Annotated in this window: 9 protein-coding genes; 6 read left to right on the top strand and 3 right to left on the bottom strand. The window is 61.7% G+C overall.

Features of this window, described 5'->3' with window-relative positions:
- Positions 1 to 196: 196 nt before the first annotated feature.
- Both PspR76_RS06545 and PspR76_RS06540 read right to left on the bottom strand, forming a co-directional pair.
- Positions 197 to 1522 carry an APC family permease gene (locus tag PspR76_RS06545; protein WP_159954468.1) on the bottom strand — a complete coding sequence of 442 codons (1326 nt, stop codon included), beginning with the start codon at positions 1520 to 1522 and terminating at the stop codon, positions 197 to 199.
- Positions 1523 to 1714: 192 nt separating this feature from the next.
- Positions 1715 to 2536, bottom strand: coding sequence for a carbon-nitrogen hydrolase family protein (locus tag PspR76_RS06540; protein WP_159954467.1), 822 nt, complete (start codon positions 2534 to 2536; stop codon positions 1715 to 1717).
- Between the two features lie 93 nt (positions 2537 to 2629).
- Here PspR76_RS06540 and PspR76_RS06535 point away from each other — a divergent pair, with 93 nt between their 5' ends.
- The 5 genes from PspR76_RS06535 (at position 2630) to PspR76_RS06515 (ending at position 13168) form a co-directional block, all read left to right on the top strand.
- Entirely contained in the window at positions 2630 to 3394 is a 765-nt protein-coding gene (locus tag PspR76_RS06535) for a helix-turn-helix transcriptional regulator (RefSeq protein ID WP_159954466.1), read from the top strand.
- A 28-nt stretch (positions 3395 to 3422) separates the two neighbouring features.
- Positions 3423 to 5042, top strand: a complete 1620-nt coding sequence (locus PspR76_RS06530) for an FMN-binding glutamate synthase family protein (RefSeq protein WP_159954465.1) — start codon at positions 3423 to 3425, stop codon at positions 5040 to 5042.
- Between the two features lie 65 nt (positions 5043 to 5107).
- On the top strand, positions 5108 to 5404 hold the full coding sequence (locus tag PspR76_RS06525; protein ID WP_159954464.1) for a cupin domain-containing protein: 297 nt from the start codon (positions 5108 to 5110) through the stop codon (positions 5402 to 5404).
- 132 nt (positions 5405 to 5536) lie between these two features.
- Positions 5537 to 6676 carry an OpgC family protein gene (locus tag PspR76_RS06520; protein WP_159954463.1) on the top strand — a complete coding sequence of 380 codons (1140 nt, stop codon included), beginning with the start codon at positions 5537 to 5539 and terminating at the stop codon, positions 6674 to 6676.
- 63 nt (positions 6677 to 6739) lie between these two features.
- Entirely contained in the window at positions 6740 to 13168 is a 6429-nt protein-coding gene (locus tag PspR76_RS06515) for an NEL-type E3 ubiquitin ligase domain-containing protein (protein WP_159954462.1), read from the top strand.
- Between the two features lie 43 nt (positions 13169 to 13211).
- On the opposite strand, the gene PspR76_RS06510 is transcribed toward PspR76_RS06515, so the two are convergent.
- On the bottom strand, positions 13212 to 14633 hold the full coding sequence (locus PspR76_RS06510; RefSeq protein WP_159954461.1) for an amino acid permease: 1422 nt from the start codon (positions 14631 to 14633) through the stop codon (positions 13212 to 13214).
- Positions 14634 to 15768: 1135 nt separating this feature from the next.
- Here PspR76_RS06510 and PspR76_RS06505 point away from each other — a divergent pair.
- Entirely contained in the window at positions 15769 to 16071 is a 303-nt protein-coding gene (locus PspR76_RS06505) for a DUF6124 family protein (RefSeq protein WP_159954460.1), read from the top strand.
- Positions 16072 to 16160: the final 89 nt, after the last annotated feature.

Here is a 16160-nt window from a genome sequence, read left to right as displayed (position 1 = left end):
CACCTCGGATCGTCGATGTGCGTTCCTTACGGTCTGGGGCAATGCCTCCTGGCGATTACTGAGTAGTTTAGTTGGTTTTCAGAAGAAATAATGGCACTGCGATATCAACGCAAAAAAAAGCCGCTCCAGAAACGGGAGCGGCCTTTGAGGTGAAACATGAAACCCTCACGCCTCGGCGTTTTTCAGGCTAGGGCTTCTATGCGGCTTCCTGGAAGTCCATTTCCGGCGGCTGTTGCGAGAAGCCGCGCGTGAGGAACCCCAGGTAAACCAGGCCGATCGCCAACCACACCACACCCAGGTAAATCGCCAGGTGATCGAGGCTGACCATCAGCCACACATCCGCCAGCAGGCCAATGGCCGGGAATAGCAGGAACAGGATCAACTCACGTACACCGCGTTGTTTCGCGCCAATCCAGTAGTGAAAGATCACCGACAAGTTGACCAGGCTGAACGCCAGGAAGGCGCCGAAGTTGATGAACGAGGTGGAGGTGGTCACGTCCAGTTTCAACGCCAGCAGCGCCACGACTGCACACAACAGGATGCTGTTGACCGGCGTGCCGAAGCGCGCATGCAAGGTGCCAAAGAACGACTTGGGCAACACGCCGTCACGGCCCATCGCAAACAACAGGCGCGAACCACTGGCCTGGGCCGACAGCCCCGAGGCGAACTGGCCGACGATCAGGCCGATCAGGAAGATCGACACAAACAGGTCACCGCCGATATTGCGCGCGATTTCATAGGCCGCCGAATCCACATCGGCAAACTCGAAGGACGGGTGGGCGATCTGCACAAAATACGACACGCCGACGAAGATCAGCCCGCCGATCAAGGTAATCAGCATGATCGCCCGAGGAATGGTGCGGCGTGGGTCGCGGGTTTCTTCCGTCAGCGTGCTGACCGCGTCAAAGCCCAGGAACGAATAGCAGGCAATCGCCGCCCCGCTCATGATCAGCGGCATTTGCATCTGGCCGTTGAAGAATGGCGTGATCGTCCACAGCGGTTTGCTCGCATCGCCCCCGATGTAATGGATGCACAGCGCGACAAACGCGATCAGCACCAGAAACTGCACCAGCATCAGCAGCGCGTTAATACCGTTGGCCAGTTTCAGGCCGATGATATTGATCGCCGTGGTAATCCCGATAAACGCCAACACCCAGACCCACTGCGGCACCGCCGGGAATGCCGAGTGCAGGTACGCAGCACCGATCAGCCAGATGGCCATGGGCAGGAACAGGTAATCGAGCAACACCGCCCAGCCGGCGATAAAGCCCAGCTTGGGGCTGATGGCCTTGCGCACGTAGCTGTAGGCGGACCCGGCCACCGGGAAGGCCGACGCCATGCGCCCGTAACTCATGGCGGTGAAGAACATCGCCACCAGGGCGGCCAGGTAAGCGGCCGGGACCATGCCGGCGGTGGATTGCGCGAGGATGCCGAAGGTGCCGAGCACAATGATCGGCGTCATATAGGCGATGCCAAACAGCACCACCGACCCTAACGACAGGGTGCGTTGCAAACGAGCCATGAGCGATTCTCCGCTGATTTATTAGATTTATGGCAGAACTGAAGTCGGTGAAGCGGATGTCATTTTTCTTATTCGATCGTTCCCACGCTCCGCGTGGGTATGCAGCTCGGGACGCTCCGCGTCCGCGTTTAACACCGTGACGCGGAGCGTCACAGGAGGCATTCCCACGCAGAGCGTGGGAACGATCAATCTTCAGGGTTTAGGGATCAGCAGCTCGCGCGTCCCATTCGTGCGCTCAATCACCTCACCCGGCAATTTCAAGCGCTGGTCGTCCAGGTAGCGGTAGTCCTTGCGAGCCGCCACCAATTGGTCGAGATCCAGCTCGACGGTAAATTGCCCCTCTTCGCGCCCGGCCTCGAACAGCAGCGTGCCAATCGGGTCGACCAAGGCGCTGCCACCGGCAAACAACAGCCCGCCATCGCCCTCTTCCACGCGGTTGACCATCAGCGCAAATGCCTGGTTTTCCTGGGCGCGGGCCATGATCGCGGTGCGGTGCGTGGGGCCGTACGGGTCCATGTTGCCGTTGGTGACGATCAGCAGTTCGGCGCCCAGCTGCGCGTTGGCGCGGGCGGTTTCCGGGAACTCGATGTCGTAGCAGATCAGCAGGCCGACGCGCACGCCATTCCACAGGCACGTGGCGTAGCGATCACCCGGCGTGAACACGCCGCGGTCCGAGGCCCACAAGTGGGTCTTGCGATAACGCAGGGCGATGCCCTCGGGGGTGATCAGCAACGTGGTGTTATAGAATTGGCCAGCGTCGTGCTCGGCCATGCCGATCACCACGGCGATGTGGCGCGCGCGCGCGGCGTCGATAACGGCCTGTACCGTGGGGCCATCCACCGGCTCGGCGATGGCAGCAACGGTCTCGGCCGACGGGAAGCCCATCAAGTGGGTCTCAGGAAAAACGATCAGTTGTGTGTCGGCGGCGCACGCAGCAATTGCCGCCAAGGCGCGCTCAAGGTTGTAAGCTGTGTCGTTATCACGGCCTGCCAACTGGGCAAATTCGACCTTCATGAGTATTCCTTGTTCTTTATCTGTGCCGCAGTATGCGCAGCCACAACCTGCCAGGGAATTACGCGGCGGGGGTAACTCGATAGGGGTAGATCAATGACCATGTCGCTGGATGACATCGCCTGGCACCGTTCGGTGGGGCAAATGATAGACGCCCTCGACCAGGCCAATTTCTGGACCCAGCTTGTGCGCTTGCTGGACCCCTACGTGCCGTTCGACAGTTGGGTGGCGTTGCTGTTCAGCAGTGAGCACCGGCCCCTGGTATTCGCCGAATGCCCAGGCGCCGACGGCACGCCGGACCAGTTGTTCCAGGACTACCTCAACGGCCTGTACCTGCTCGACCCCTTCTATACCGCCAGCCGCGAGCACTCGCGCACCGGCCTGTTTCGCCTGGCCGAAGTGGCGCCGGAGCACTTTGAACTCACCGAGTACTACCAGCGCTACTTCCGCCTGAACGTGGTGGCTGATGAAATCCAATTTAATTGCCAATTGGCGGATGGGCGTACGCTGTGCCTGTCCCTGGGCTCGAAACAGCGTTTTGACCCGCAGCAGATCGCCCTGCTATCGCTGATCCAACCCTGGGTGCTGAGCCTGCTGCGCCAGCGCCTGCCCTATGAACTCAAGCAGGTCAGCGCGCCACAGCCGCCGATCCAGAATGATGACTGGGGCGCGCAACTCACCGCCCGTGAGCTGGATGTGGGCCGCTTGATGCTCAGCGGTTGCTCCAGCAAGGAAATCGCTCGTAAGCTGGAAATCTCTGTTGAAACCGTGAAAGTCCATAAGAAACACATGTACAGCAAGCTAGGGATCAAATCCCAGTCGGAGCTGTTCTCGATCTTTCTTCAGGCGCAAAACGCCTAGCCGATGAGTCCGAACCAAGGAAAACCGTATGAGCCTGTCGTTACTAAGCCGTTACGCCTTCTTTGCCGTGTGCGTCATTTTCACCGTCGCAAGCCTCCCTTTTATTGAACATGAATGGCTGTGGCCGATTACCGTGGTCACCGGCGTGCTCAGCCTGATCGGCCTGTTCGACCTGCTGCAAAGCCCCCACGCGGTGCGCCGCAACTACCCGATCCTGGGCAATATCCGTTACCTGGTGGAGGCCATCCGCCCGGAAATCCGCCAATACCTGCTGGAGTCCGACAGCGATGCGCTGCCCTTCTCGCGCTCGCAGCGTTCGCTGGTGTATTCGCGCGCCAAGAACGAAACCGCCGACAAACCCTTCGGCACCTTGATCGATGTGTACCAGTCGGGCTTCGAATTTATCGGCCACTCCATGCGCCCCGCGCCGTTGAGTGACCCGAGCGCCTTCCGTGTGATGGTCGGCGGCCCGCAGTGCACACAACCGTACTCGGCGTCGGTGTTCAACATCTCGGCGATGAGCTTCGGCTCACTGAGCGCCAATGCGATTCGCGCGCTCAACCAAGGCGCCAAGCTCGGCAACTTTGCCCATGACACCGGCGAAGGCAGCATCAGCCCTTACCACCGTGAAAACGGCGGCGACCTGACCTGGGAACTCGGCAGCGGCTACTTCGGCTGCCGCACCAGCGACGGCCGTTTCGACCCGGAGCGCTTCGCCGCGCAGGCGCAAAACCCGCAAGTGCGCATGATCGAAATCAAGATGAGCCAGGGCGCAAAACCCGGCCATGGCGGGATCCTGCCCAAGCACAAGGTCACTAAAGAGATCGCCGAAACCCGCGGCATCCTGATGGGCGAAGACTGCATTTCGCCGTCGCGCCACAGCGCGTTTTCCACGCCGATTGAAATGATGCAGTTCATCGCCCAACTGCGTGAGCTGTCCGGCGGCAAACCGGTGGGCTTCAAGTTCTGCCTGGGCCACCCGTGGGAGTTCATGGGCATCGCCAAGGCCATGCTCGAAACCGGCATCCTCCCGGACTTTATCGTGGTCGATGGCAAGGAAGGCGGCACCGGCGCCGCGCCGGTGGAGTTCACCGACCACATCGGCGTGCCGCTGCGTGAAGGCTTGCTGTTTGTGCATAACACCCTGGTCGGTTTGAACCTGCGCGACAAGATCAAGCTGGGCGCCAGCGGCAAGATCGTCAGCGCGTTCGATATCGCCAGCGTGCTGGCCATCGGCGCCGACTGGGCCAACTCGGCGCGCGGCTTCATGTTCGCCATCGGCTGCATCCAGTCGCAAAGCTGCCACACCAACAAATGCCCGACCGGCGTCGCCACCCAAGACCCACTGCGCCAACGCGCGCTGGTCGTGCCGGACAAAGCCCAGCGCGTGTTCAACTTCCACCGCAACACCCTCAAGGCCCTGGCGGAAATGCTCGCGGCGGCCGGCCTGGATCACCCTTCGCAACTGTCGGCCAAGCACTTGGTACGACGCATGTCGGCGACTGAAATCAAGCTGTTCTCGCAATTGCATGTGTTCCTCAAGCCCGGTGAATTGCTCACGGGTGAAGTGAACGGCGAGTTCTATTCGCGCATGTGGCAAATGGCGCGGGCGGACAGCTTTGAGCCGCATGAAGTGGTCGCTGCGTAATCATTTGGAAATTATTGACTGCTGAACCGGACCACCGACGGCATCGTTGAAACAAGGAGATTCACATGCCGTTACTCGACTTCGCCGCCATCGCCGGGCAACTGCCCGATAGCTGGAAATCCACCCGCCTGGGCCAGGTCGGCCCGGCGCGGATTAAGGTGTTGCGCATGGATGAGCAGGCGTACGAAGAAGAAACCCACGACTACAACGAAGGGCTGCTGGTCGTCAGCGGCCTGCTGCGCCTGAGCATCGGCAATGAGGAAATCCGCGTGGAAGCCGGCCAGATGTACCTGATGGAGGCCGGTATCGCCCATGCCGTACTCGCCGGCAGCCATGGCACATTGGTGATCATTGATGTCTAGAGACATTCAGTAATACCCAGCCTTTGCAATTGCTTACAAATACCGCCAACCTGCGCCCGCCCGACGTGTGGCGTACGACAACGCGCGCATTCACCTGTCATTAATAAACCTTTTGTTCAAGAGCCCGCTGCCATGCTGAACGGACGCGACCCGCGCATCGATTTTTTTCGGGGCCTGGCGTTGATCTTCATTTTCTGGGATCACGTCCCCCACAATCCTCTCGGCCTGATCACCCTGCGCAACTTCGGTTTCAGCGACGCGGCGGAAGTCTTCGTATTCCTCGCCGGGTTCGCCTCGGTGCTGGCCTACAGCAAAGTCCTGCAGCGCGAAGGCTATTGGCTGGCCTGCCTGAAAATCCTGCGCCGCACCTGGGTGTTGTACGTGGTGCATATCTTCCTGCTGGCGATGTTGATGGGCATCGTATTCTTCGCCAACAGCCATGTGGAAACCCGCGATCTGGTCGAAGAGATGGGCCTGACGCACTTCGTCACGCACCCGCAACAGGCGCTGACCGATGAACTGCTGTTGCGCTTCAAGCCCAACCTGATGGACCCGTTGCCGCTGTACATCGTCTTGCTCGCCGGCTTGTCGGTGGTGCTGCCGCTGATGGTGCGCGCTACCTGGGCGGTGGTCGGCGTCTCGCTGGCGGTGTACCTGATGGCGCCGTGGATGGGCTGGAACCTGCGGGCCATCGCCGATGGCGTGTGGTATTTCAACCCGGTCACCTGGCAGTTGCTGTTTGTGCTGGGGGGCGCGGCGGCGATTTACAGCCAACGACCCAAAGTGCCCCAGACGCGCCCCTTGCAACGGCAACCGCTGTTCGTCGCCGCGGCGCTGTATGTGGTGGTCGCCGGGGTGATCACGCTGTCCTGGCTCTGGCCGCACATCCATGACGCGGTGATGCCGCAGACGCTCAGCAACTGGCTGTACCCCATCAGCAAAACCGACCTGTCACCGGTGCGTCTCGTGCATTTCCTGGCCCTGGCCTACGTGACCGCCAAGCTGCTGCCCGGCCGCGAGTGGACGCAAAACCGCCTGGCCGAACGGGTTTGCCAGATGGGCCGGTATTCCCTGGAAGTCTTCTGCCTGGGCGTGGTGCTGGCGCCCCTGGCGGACATGCTCAATGCCCTGGCGGGTGACGCCGTGGCCGTGCAATTGCTGACGGCCCTGGTCGGTGTGGTGCTGATGTCCGCCCTTGCTGCCTGGATGGAGTTCAACAAACGCCTCAACCAGGCGCCGCGCGCGCCTGGCGCAGCAGCACTACATAGCTAGCGCCAGCCTGCCCCGGCCGGGTGTTTCCATTGGCCTTCCACTTGACTGTGAAAGGAAACGCCCATGGCTACCCATCTACTGCTCGACGGACTGTCGGGCAACCTGCAGTCCAACGAATCCTGGACCCGCCAACAGGCCCTGGAGTTTATTCGCCACACCCTCACGCGCAACTTCGCCGGCCTGACGCCTAACCAACAGCACACCTATGTGCGGCTGCAACGCGAAGCGCTGCTGGCACTGAACGCGGTGGAAACGGCAAACACCGCACTGATCAACACCTTCAAAACCCAGGGCCTGGCGCAATTGCGCAGCAAGCTCGGTGGCCTGGACCCCGAGGCGATATTCCTGCATACCCGCTACCTGGAGGAAGTGAGTGTGCCACTGCCCTGGGAACCGCGCACCAGCATCGCCAAGCCCGTTTCAGGCTCACGCTTTCGCCGCACCTATGATGAATGGAAATACCGCCCCCACCTGTCCACGCTGTCACTCTGGGAGGCCGCCTGCCTGAACTTCGATTTTGCCACGCAGACGAAGCAAAGGTCCGGGCACAGTTTTGTCGATTCGACCTACCTCACCGGGGTGCCGAGCGACCAACTGGACGTGCCGCGCTTTGTCGCCATCAGCCGCGAGCTGGACTTGGGCGGCCAGTTGCAAACCCTTCTGAAAGCGGCGCTTGCCCCAGGCGGCACTCTCCAGGCCCTGATCGAAACCAGCGCGCATGCCTGCCTGCGGTTCGAAGCGTTGGAGGCCTACCGTAACCACGCCAGCACCGGCATCACCCTGGCCCTCTACGAAGAACTGGTCCAGGCCATCGACGGCAGCGGCCCGGCCCTGGCCTTCGACACCGTGAGCATGGATGCCTCGCCCTACGACATCGCCACGCCGTTGCCGCTGCTGCTGATCCAGGTGGCCAGCCTGGGCGTCGTGTCCTACTTTCCGTTTCGCCCCGGCGGCGCGCTGCGCTTTCATACGGATGCCAGGGCTGCCAACGCTCAGTTCCTCGACGATTTGCAGAGCAGCCATCGCAGCGGTGACCTGGGCTGGTTTTCCCGGCAACTGCCGATGACGCAAATGCGCGCGTTCAAGCAACTGCCGAGCGAAGCGCCGCGCCCCGTCGGCCTCAGCGATGCGGCGGAGTTCCTCTATGACACCTTCCATCACTGGTTCCCGGAACGCAGCCTGGGCCATCTGCGCTTTAGCACCGACCCGAAAACCGGCCCGGTAAAAAGCCTGGCCAACGCCTTTGCCTTGCGCCAGGTGCAGCGTTACCACGCCAACCTGTCGACCCTGGCGACCACCCGCTCCGAACGGGACCTGCAAGCCGTGATCGACGCCGCCGCCGCGGTCGCCGGCGAAATCCTGCAGCTGCTGCTCACGCCCGTACCCGGCGGCGTCACCGGGTTGAACCGGATCATGCAAGTGGTGGTGTTCGGCAGCCTCACCTACAGCGTGGTGGTCGGCATCACTGAAGCCGCCCAGGGTGACGCGAGCAACTTTGCCGCGGCCATGACCGACGTTGCCGACCTGGCGGTCAACAGCCTGTTGATCTCCACGGCCGGCCGCGTCCACCGCCAGCGTATCAACGGGTTAATGCAGAGCCTGGGCAACCCACGCAAAGTGCAGCGTGCCGACGGCGAATTCGAGCTGTGGAAACCCGATATCAGCGCCTATGCCACGCTGGACCAGAACCTGCTCAACGGCCAGGTCGCCAATCCTCAAGGCGTGTATCAGGTCAAGGGCAATCAATACGTCTGGCTGGTCCATGCCCAGCAACGTGTGGTGGTGGAGGTGCACCTTGATCCGCAGACCAAGCGCATGGCCCTCAAGCAACACAACAGCGGTGCCTACGCGCCGCCGATTATCTTCGACCCGGCGCAGCAAGCCTGGACGCTGGACCTGCAAAACGCTCACACCCTGTCGGACGTAGAGTTGACCGAACGCATGCTGCCCGAAGGCTCAAGCCCGGTGCCCCGCGCTGCCATGGAGCGCATGCTGCGCAGCACCGCCCCCAGCCGCGCCACACTGAATCGCATCTGGAGCGGCGAGCCCGCGCCGATTAACCTCACCGAAGGCGTGCGCCGCCTGCAGGTCGATCAACTGATCAAGCAATTGATCCACGACTTCCACCGTCGCGGCCATATGCCGCCGCATGCCGACAGCAGCGTGCTGTGCCTGCTGACACAGCTTGAGACCTGGCCGCAGGACGCGATCATCCGTGTGCATGATGAGTCGGGCAGCCATATTGAGACCTATGCCGGCAACCGTTACACGCCGCCCATCGCCCATACCATCGACCTCACACGACGCGATGACGGCACCTACTTGGCGTTGGGCGACACGACAATTGGCGCCGCGCCCCAGGAGCAGTTGTTCGAGCTGATTATCGCCAGGCAACCCGACAATTCCACCCTGGGCAAAGAAGGCAGCGCACACCTGAACCTGGCCCAGCGTATCGCCCGCCTGCGGTTGCAGATCAGCGCCTTGGCCAAGACGCGCCAGGTGGACCTGTTCAGCGCCATGACCCGTTACGCCGGCAAGGCCCGCGACGAAGTCCCGGTGACCGACAGCGCCCGCGACCTGGTGGCGATCAAGGTCGCGCCACCGCTGGTGGAACTGACCCCGGTGCTGCAAAAACTGCGCGACCTGTACCCGCCTCTGACGCCCGCCAACCTGCAACAACTGTTGCTGCAGACGCCCCTGAACCCGCAGCAGCAAACCGAATTTCTCAGCCACGGCAAGCTGCCCGCGCCGGTGAGGCAAAGCCTGGAACACCACCGCACCGCGCTACGGATCGACGCGGTCATCGACGGCCTCTACCACCCACGGGCGTTTCATCACGACACCGACCTATGGGCCCGTGAGTTTGCCGCCAGCCTGGTGCGCAACACGCTCAAGCGGCACTTCGTGGTCACCGAGATGAGCAAAGGCCGGCCGGCCGATAGCTACGTCTCCACCGGGCCGGACGACACCACCGTCGAACTGCTGCATTACGGCGCAGGCCGCTACGAGGCCTACGACATGTTCAACGGCGGGCCTATCCCGGTGACACCGGCCGTGGACAGTTTTTACCTGGCTATCGGCTCGGTGCTGCAACCCCACGAACGCCTGCAACTGGGCATGCAATCGGCCAGTGATGCCGAAGGTTTGCGCAAGACCCTCGGCGACTTGATGAGTGCTCAACGCAGCCCCGACGGCCACATCAGCCTGCTGAACACCTCCCTGGTCCAATACGAACAGCGCCTCGTCTTGCCCTCCGACCTGCAGCCAAGTGCCGAAGGCCTGTACGACTACGACGGCCAGCAGTTGATGCCGCTGTACGGCTCGCTGTACCCGATCACCTTCGATAACACGCTGCTCAAATGGCGCCTCAAGCACCCGGAAAAAGTCGGCGTCGACACCCCGCGCCTTGAGCACAACCGTCGAGGCGCGTGGCGACTGTCCAGCGAGAACCCAATAGCCTGGAGTGACTACTCGCTGTTCTACCGCCTCGGCCCACTGGGCTACTATGTCGACCAGCCAACCGCCGCGCGCATCCTGCGGGTCACCGACACCCCGGCCCGCGCCTTGCGCGAGGTGCACAGCGCTAACCGGCCACCGCCGCCGCTGCTGGCAGACACCAGCAAACGCTTTCGCATCGAACGCGAAATCGAGCATTTTATCCAGGCCATGACCACCTACTCGGCCACCGGCAACGCACGGCCGGCGCTGCAATTACTGCTGGTCTGCGCCCTGCGCGAATGGCCGAAGAGCCACGTGCTGCAAGTGGTCGACACTGACGGCCAAATCATTCGCAGCTTCCCGAGTGCCAACGTCGGCGCCGCACACACACTACAAATGACCGTCAGGCAAAGCCGCGGCTCCGCCCCGCTGACCAACATTGCCAAAGACGACACCGTGACACGCGCCCTGCTGGGTGAGCTACCCGCGAGCCTTGAAGAACGCCTGTTCAAACTTGCCAGGAAGGTCGCGGAGCATGCCTATCGCGAGCGCACGCAATTGTTCGACAGCCTCTACGCCCAAAGCGAAAACAACGGCACTGTGCTGCAACGCCGCTTCAAACAGCACTACCCCGACCTGCCCGGCAGCGCCCTCGACGCGATTCTGGAGCAAGCCAGCCCACGCGAGATCAAGCAACTTCACGAACATGACCAGATCGGCCTGCGCCTGGCCGAGCAGGTGCGCCTGACCCGCAACGATGTGCGCCTGAACCGCGCGTTTGAGGGGGTGTACCTGCAATCCTCGGGCAACCCCGACAGCGAAACCATCATCCTGCACGTACTCGCCTCGGCTGCGGGCTGGCCGGCCGACACGCGGCTGGACATCCATCAAGGCGACGCCAGCGGCCAGTTACTCAGCAGCGCCGGGCACCTGAACGGCACTCAACGCAAAGTGCTGGCCAAGGTCGACGGGCGTTACCAAGCCTGCGACGACCAGGGGCAACTGATCAGCGGCATGGGCGAGGGCTTGCTGAGCGCCATCCACCAAGTGCTGGGGGATGGCGAGCTATCCACCTTGCAAAACGGCATCGCCGATGCGGCCCTTAACCAACGCATCGCCATCAAGGCCCTGCTGGGCATCCCCCATGTTCCCTTCTGGCTGCAACCGCCCATGCAGGTTGACACCTCGTTCAGCGCCTATCCTTTCTCATTGCAAAACCTGTGGCCGTTCAGCAGCCAGCAGCCGGTTGACCTGCAAAGCAAAGTGCGCGAGCTCTACCCCAGCCTCAGCCGGGCCGGCGTCAATGACCTGATAGCCGAGCTGGGCATGAGCGAACCCGCCGCGTTGCTCGAACTGCAGCGGCGCAAGGCCGAGTACCAGGCACTGGACTACGGCCTGACGCTCTGGGCCGAAGCGCCCCATGCCAACGACGCCAACGCCCCCCAGGGCGTAAACCTCGGCAGGCGGCGCTTCATTGCCCAACAGATCCGCAGCGCCTGGCGCCGAGAAACCCGGCAACTTTTCGACAACGGTCTGTTTGACACTCACCACCTGGTACTGCAACTGGACGGTAACGACCTGCCCGACGCTGACTTTATCCTGGGTACGCGAGGGTTCGCGCACATCGAATCGCTGATGCTGACGGGTGACGCGTTCCCCGCTACCGGCAACGCGTTCCTGAGCAAGTTCGCCAACCTCAGGTACCTGCAGGTCGAGTGCGGGCTCACCGAACTGCCGACCAGCATCACCGACATGACCCAGCTCGAACACCTGACCCTTGACGACAACAACATTCGACTGACAGAAGAGTCCCGCCAAAACCTGGCCGGCATGACCCGCTTGCGCGAATTGCATTTGAACGACAACCCGTTGGAACTGACGCCGGATGTCAGTGCCATGACGCGCCTGCGCACCCTGAGCCTGCAACGCACCGGTATCAGCCAGTGGCCGACTGGCGCCGAACGACGACCCGACATGCACGCATTGTTATTGCAGGAAAACCTGATCACCAGCGTGCCCCTCGTGCTGTTCACCGATGCGCGCATGCGCGTCACCAACCGCAATACCGTGCTGCATGGCAACGACTTGTCGGGGATGCAGGTGCTGCTTGACGAATATTGGCAGCGTGAGGGCATCCGGCTGGGCGGTGCACTACCAGGAATACAGCACGCACCCGTTGTACCGAACGAGGTCAGCCAATGGCTGGCCGGCGTCTCCGTCACCGCACAGGCCGAACGCACATTGCTATGGGAGCAACTGCTCGCCAATGAACAGGTCAGTGCAGACGATGTGTTCCAGGTCCTGCGGGACCTGCCCAAGACCCATGCCTACAGGTCGTCGATTGCGTCTCGGGAAGCGCTGACCGCACGCGTCTGGACCTTGCTGCTGGCCATGGGCGAGTCCACGGAGCTGCGCAATAATGTTTGCCTCAAGACCCGAGGCGCCGGCCAGTGCGGTGACAGCGCCTTGCTGGCCTTTACTAATATGGAGCTTGAACATCGGATCCACCGGGCCAAGGAACAAAGTCGCACCTACGACGCCGACCGAGCCCTGATCGCGTTGTCCAACGGGTGCTTCTATCTGGATCAACTGGACGAGATTACTGACAGGTTCATTCGCAGTCAGGAAACGGCCGGCCTGGAAGTTGATCGGGCCGAAGTCATCATTTACTTCCGCGCCCAATTGGCCAATGAGTTCAAGCTGCCCTTCGAGCCGCTGGAATTGCTCTACTCCGCTAGAGACGTCACCCAGGACGTACTCGACAATGCGCGCAGTGAACTGCGCCGGCTGGGCCAAACCGAGGCCTTGCAGGAGTGGTTGTTGATGCAAGCGTTCTGGATCGAATACCTGGCCAGGAGTCACCCGGAGCCGTTTTCTACGGTCAAGGACGCTATCAAGCACAAGGAGAGGCAGCTGAATGAGGAAATACTCGACAAACGTTCGGACGAGTATCTCGAGCGGCGCCAGTCACTGGTGGACCTGGAGCAGGAAGAACAGAACCGCCTGGTGCGGCAACTGACCGTCGCCACACAAGCGGCCTTGTTGCACGCGTAAACCCGTGGCGAGGGAGCAAGCTCCCTCGCCACGGGTAAAGGGTTTACTGCTGGCTAGAGGCTGCGCCCCGGCCGGCTTTGGTCGGCTGCAACTTTAACTCGTAAAACAGCACCGTCAGCAGCAACAGGAACACCGGGCCTACGTACAGCGCGATACGGGTTTCCGGGAAGTACGCCATCAGGCCCACCACCAATACCAGGAACGCCAGCGCCAGGTAGGAACTGACCGGGTACAGCCACATGCGGTACTTGAGGCCGGCCACTTCGGCCGGGCTCAGGCTTTTGCGGAATTTCAGCTGAGCCAGCAGGATCATCAGCCAGGTCCAGATCGCGCCGAAGGTGGCGATTGAAGTCACCCACACAAAGACCTTTTCCGGAACCATGTAGTTGAGCAGCACGCCCAGCAACAGCACGAAAATCGACAACAGCAGCGCCTTGCGCGGTACGCCGTTGCTCGAGGTGGTGCCGAAGGTGGCCGGCGCCTGGCCATTTTGCGCCAGGCTGTAGAGCATGCGCCCGGTGCTGAAGATACCGCCGTTGCAGGAGGACAGTGCGGCGGTGATCACCACGAAGTTGATAATGCCGGCGGCGGTCTTGATGCCCAAGCGCTCGAAGGTCATCACGAACGGGCTGCCCTGGGTGCCGATTTCGTTCCACGGGTAGATCGACAGAATCACAAACAACGCGCCCACGTAGAACAGCAGGATGCGCCAGAACACCGAGCCGATGGCACTCGGGATGGTCTTCTGCGGGTTCTTCGCTTCACCGGCGGTGAGGCCGATCATCTCCACGCCCAAGTAGGCGAACATCACCATTTGCAGCGACATCAACACGCCCTGCACGCCATTGGGCATAAAGCCGCCGTGGGCCCACAGGTTGGAAATCCCCAGCGCGACGCCGTCATTGCCGAAGCCGAACGCGATGATGCCGACACCGCCGATGACCATCGCAATGATGGTGACGATCTTGATCAGCGCGAACCAGAACTCGAACTCACCGAAGGCCTTGACCGCAATCAGGTTGATGGTGCCCATGCTGACCAGGGCCGCCAGGGCCCAGATCCAGCGCGGCACATCGGGGAACCACACGCCCATGTACACGGCGACGGCGGTGATTTCCGCCACGCAGGTCACCAGCCACAGGAACCAGTAATTCCAGCCGGTGAGAAAGCCCGCCAACGGGCCGAGGTAATCCTGGGCGTAACGGCTGAACGAGCCGGCGACGGGGTTGTGCACCGCCATTTCGCCGAGGGCGCGCATGATCACCAGGATCGCCAGGCCGCCAATGATGTAGGACAGCATGATGGCCGGGCCGGCCATTTCAATCGCCTTGGCCGAGCCGAGGAACAGGCCGACACCGATACAGGCGCCAAGGGCCATCAGGCGAATATGCCGTTCACCAAGTTCGCGTTTGAGCGGGCCGCCTTGAGCGGTCTCGCCATGGGGCAGTGGGTTGCCGACTGGCATAAGGGTACAACCTCATTTTGTTATTGGAGTGTCCGTCGAGTCTCCAGGGTGCAAACCGATAAGCCTGCGCCCTTGCCGAAACCGGGGCCGCCTCATGGACGGGCCCTTCTTGCCAGGCAAGATCAACGGGCGTGCAGTATAAAAAGCCGGGAGCAGGTTCTTTCACTATAAAAACGGGGCAATTTAGGGGAAGTGCCGGTGAAATTGCAATTTTACAGGAGCATCTAACCTGCATTGAGCGGCAAAACGTCGCACAGCCACTGCGCGATCGTTCCCACGCACTAGGTGCATTATCGTTCCCACGCTCTGCGTGGGAATGCCGCTACGGACGCTCTGCGTCCGGCTCTTGAAGGCGTGACGCGGAGCGTCACAGGGGGCATTCCCACGCGGAGCGTGGGAACGATCAACACCGTCGATCTGCGCGATCGTTCCCACGCTCTGCGTGGGAATGCCGCTACGGACGCTCTGCGTCCGGCTCTTGAAGTCGTGACGCGGAGCGTCACAGGGGGCATTCCCACGCGGAGCGAGGGAACGATCATCACCGTCGATCTCCGCGATCGTTCCCACGCTCTGCGTGGGAATGCCGCTATGGACGCTCTGCGTCCGGCTCTTGAAGGCGTGACGCGGAGCGTCACAGGGTGCGTTCCCACGCGGAGCGTGGGAACGATCAACACCGTCGATCTCCGCGATCGTTCCCACGCTCTGCGTGGGAATGCCGTTACGGACGCTCTGCGTCCGGCTCTTGAAGGCGTGACGCGGAGCGTCACAGGGTGCGTTCCCACGCGGAGCGTGGGAACGATCAATGGGTGGGGTTAGTGGCATCTGGTCATGGTTTTTAAAAGGCCAGCAAGGCGCGTCTCTTTAAATTGCAGGACGTTTCCTAGACAATCCCTGCCGCCTTGTGCCTGTTGGAATCGATGGCTAGTCTGCGATCCGTCACTGCTCATCAGTGATCGGGTTTAGTCGCTCGGATTGACACAAGGCGCATGGCCACATGAAGTTTATGGTGGCTGTGCGCAGGGCACCTTCGGGTGCGCCGGTTTCCTTGTGGCCGGTCGACTAACCTGCGTACAGCCGCCACCCATCGTTTAGTCGCGACAGGTGTTGGTTCCTAATTCACACAAGGAATTAACCCATGAAAAAAGTCGTCCCCGACCCACCCCACACTTCAGCCAAAGCCCGTGCCGCCTTCAACCGCGCCATCGACCATTACCTGCCCACCCAAGGCGTTCACATCCAAGACCTGAGCTTCGAAGACGCCCTGCTCTACACCGCAAGCTTGCTCGACAGCGCTTCGGCCACAACGCTCAATTGCAGTGAGCTGCTGCCTGGCCCCGAGCGGGCGAAAATTCTGGCGGTGTGGCATTTGCTGGAGATGGCCAAGACCACCGTGGACCGCTCTATCGAGTGCCTGAACCCGGTAAAAACGCCTGCCTGAACACATTTGATCTTGATCGTTCCCACGCTCTGCGTGGGAATGCCGCTACGGACGCTCTGCGTCCGGCTCCTAAAATCGTGACGCGGAGC

Source organism: Pseudomonas sp. R76 (assembly GCF_009834565.1).
GTDB lineage: Bacteria > Pseudomonadota > Gammaproteobacteria > Pseudomonadales > Pseudomonadaceae > Aquipseudomonas.
Note: the sequence above shows the minus strand (reverse complement) of the source record. Positions and strands in the feature narration are given on the sequence as shown.

Coding starts and splice junctions, on each gene's coding strand:
- PspR76_RS06530 (WP_159954465.1), top strand. CDS start 3,423: ATGAGCCTGTCGTTACTAAGCCGTTACGCCTTCTTTGCCGTGTGCGTC.
- PspR76_RS06520 (WP_159954463.1), top strand. CDS start 5,537: ATGCTGAACGGACGCGACCCGCGCATCGATTTTTTTCGGGGCCTGGCG.
- PspR76_RS06515 (WP_159954462.1), top strand. CDS start 6,740: ATGGCTACCCATCTACTGCTCGACGGACTGTCGGGCAACCTGCAGTCC.
- PspR76_RS06505 (WP_159954460.1), top strand. CDS start 15,769: ATGAAAAAAGTCGTCCCCGACCCACCCCACACTTCAGCCAAAGCCCGT.
- PspR76_RS06525 (WP_159954464.1), top strand. CDS start 5,108: ATGCCGTTACTCGACTTCGCCGCCATCGCCGGGCAACTGCCCGATAGC.
- PspR76_RS06535 (WP_159954466.1), top strand. CDS start 2,630: ATGACCATGTCGCTGGATGACATCGCCTGGCACCGTTCGGTGGGGCAA.
- PspR76_RS06510 (WP_159954461.1), bottom strand. CDS start 14,633: ATGCCAGTCGGCAACCCACTGCCCCATGGCGAGACCGCTCAAGGCGGC.
- PspR76_RS06540 (WP_159954467.1), bottom strand. CDS start 2,536: ATGAAGGTCGAATTTGCCCAGTTGGCAGGCCGTGATAACGACACAGCT.
- PspR76_RS06545 (WP_159954468.1), bottom strand. CDS start 1,522: ATGGCTCGTTTGCAACGCACCCTGTCGTTAGGGTCGGTGGTGCTGTTT.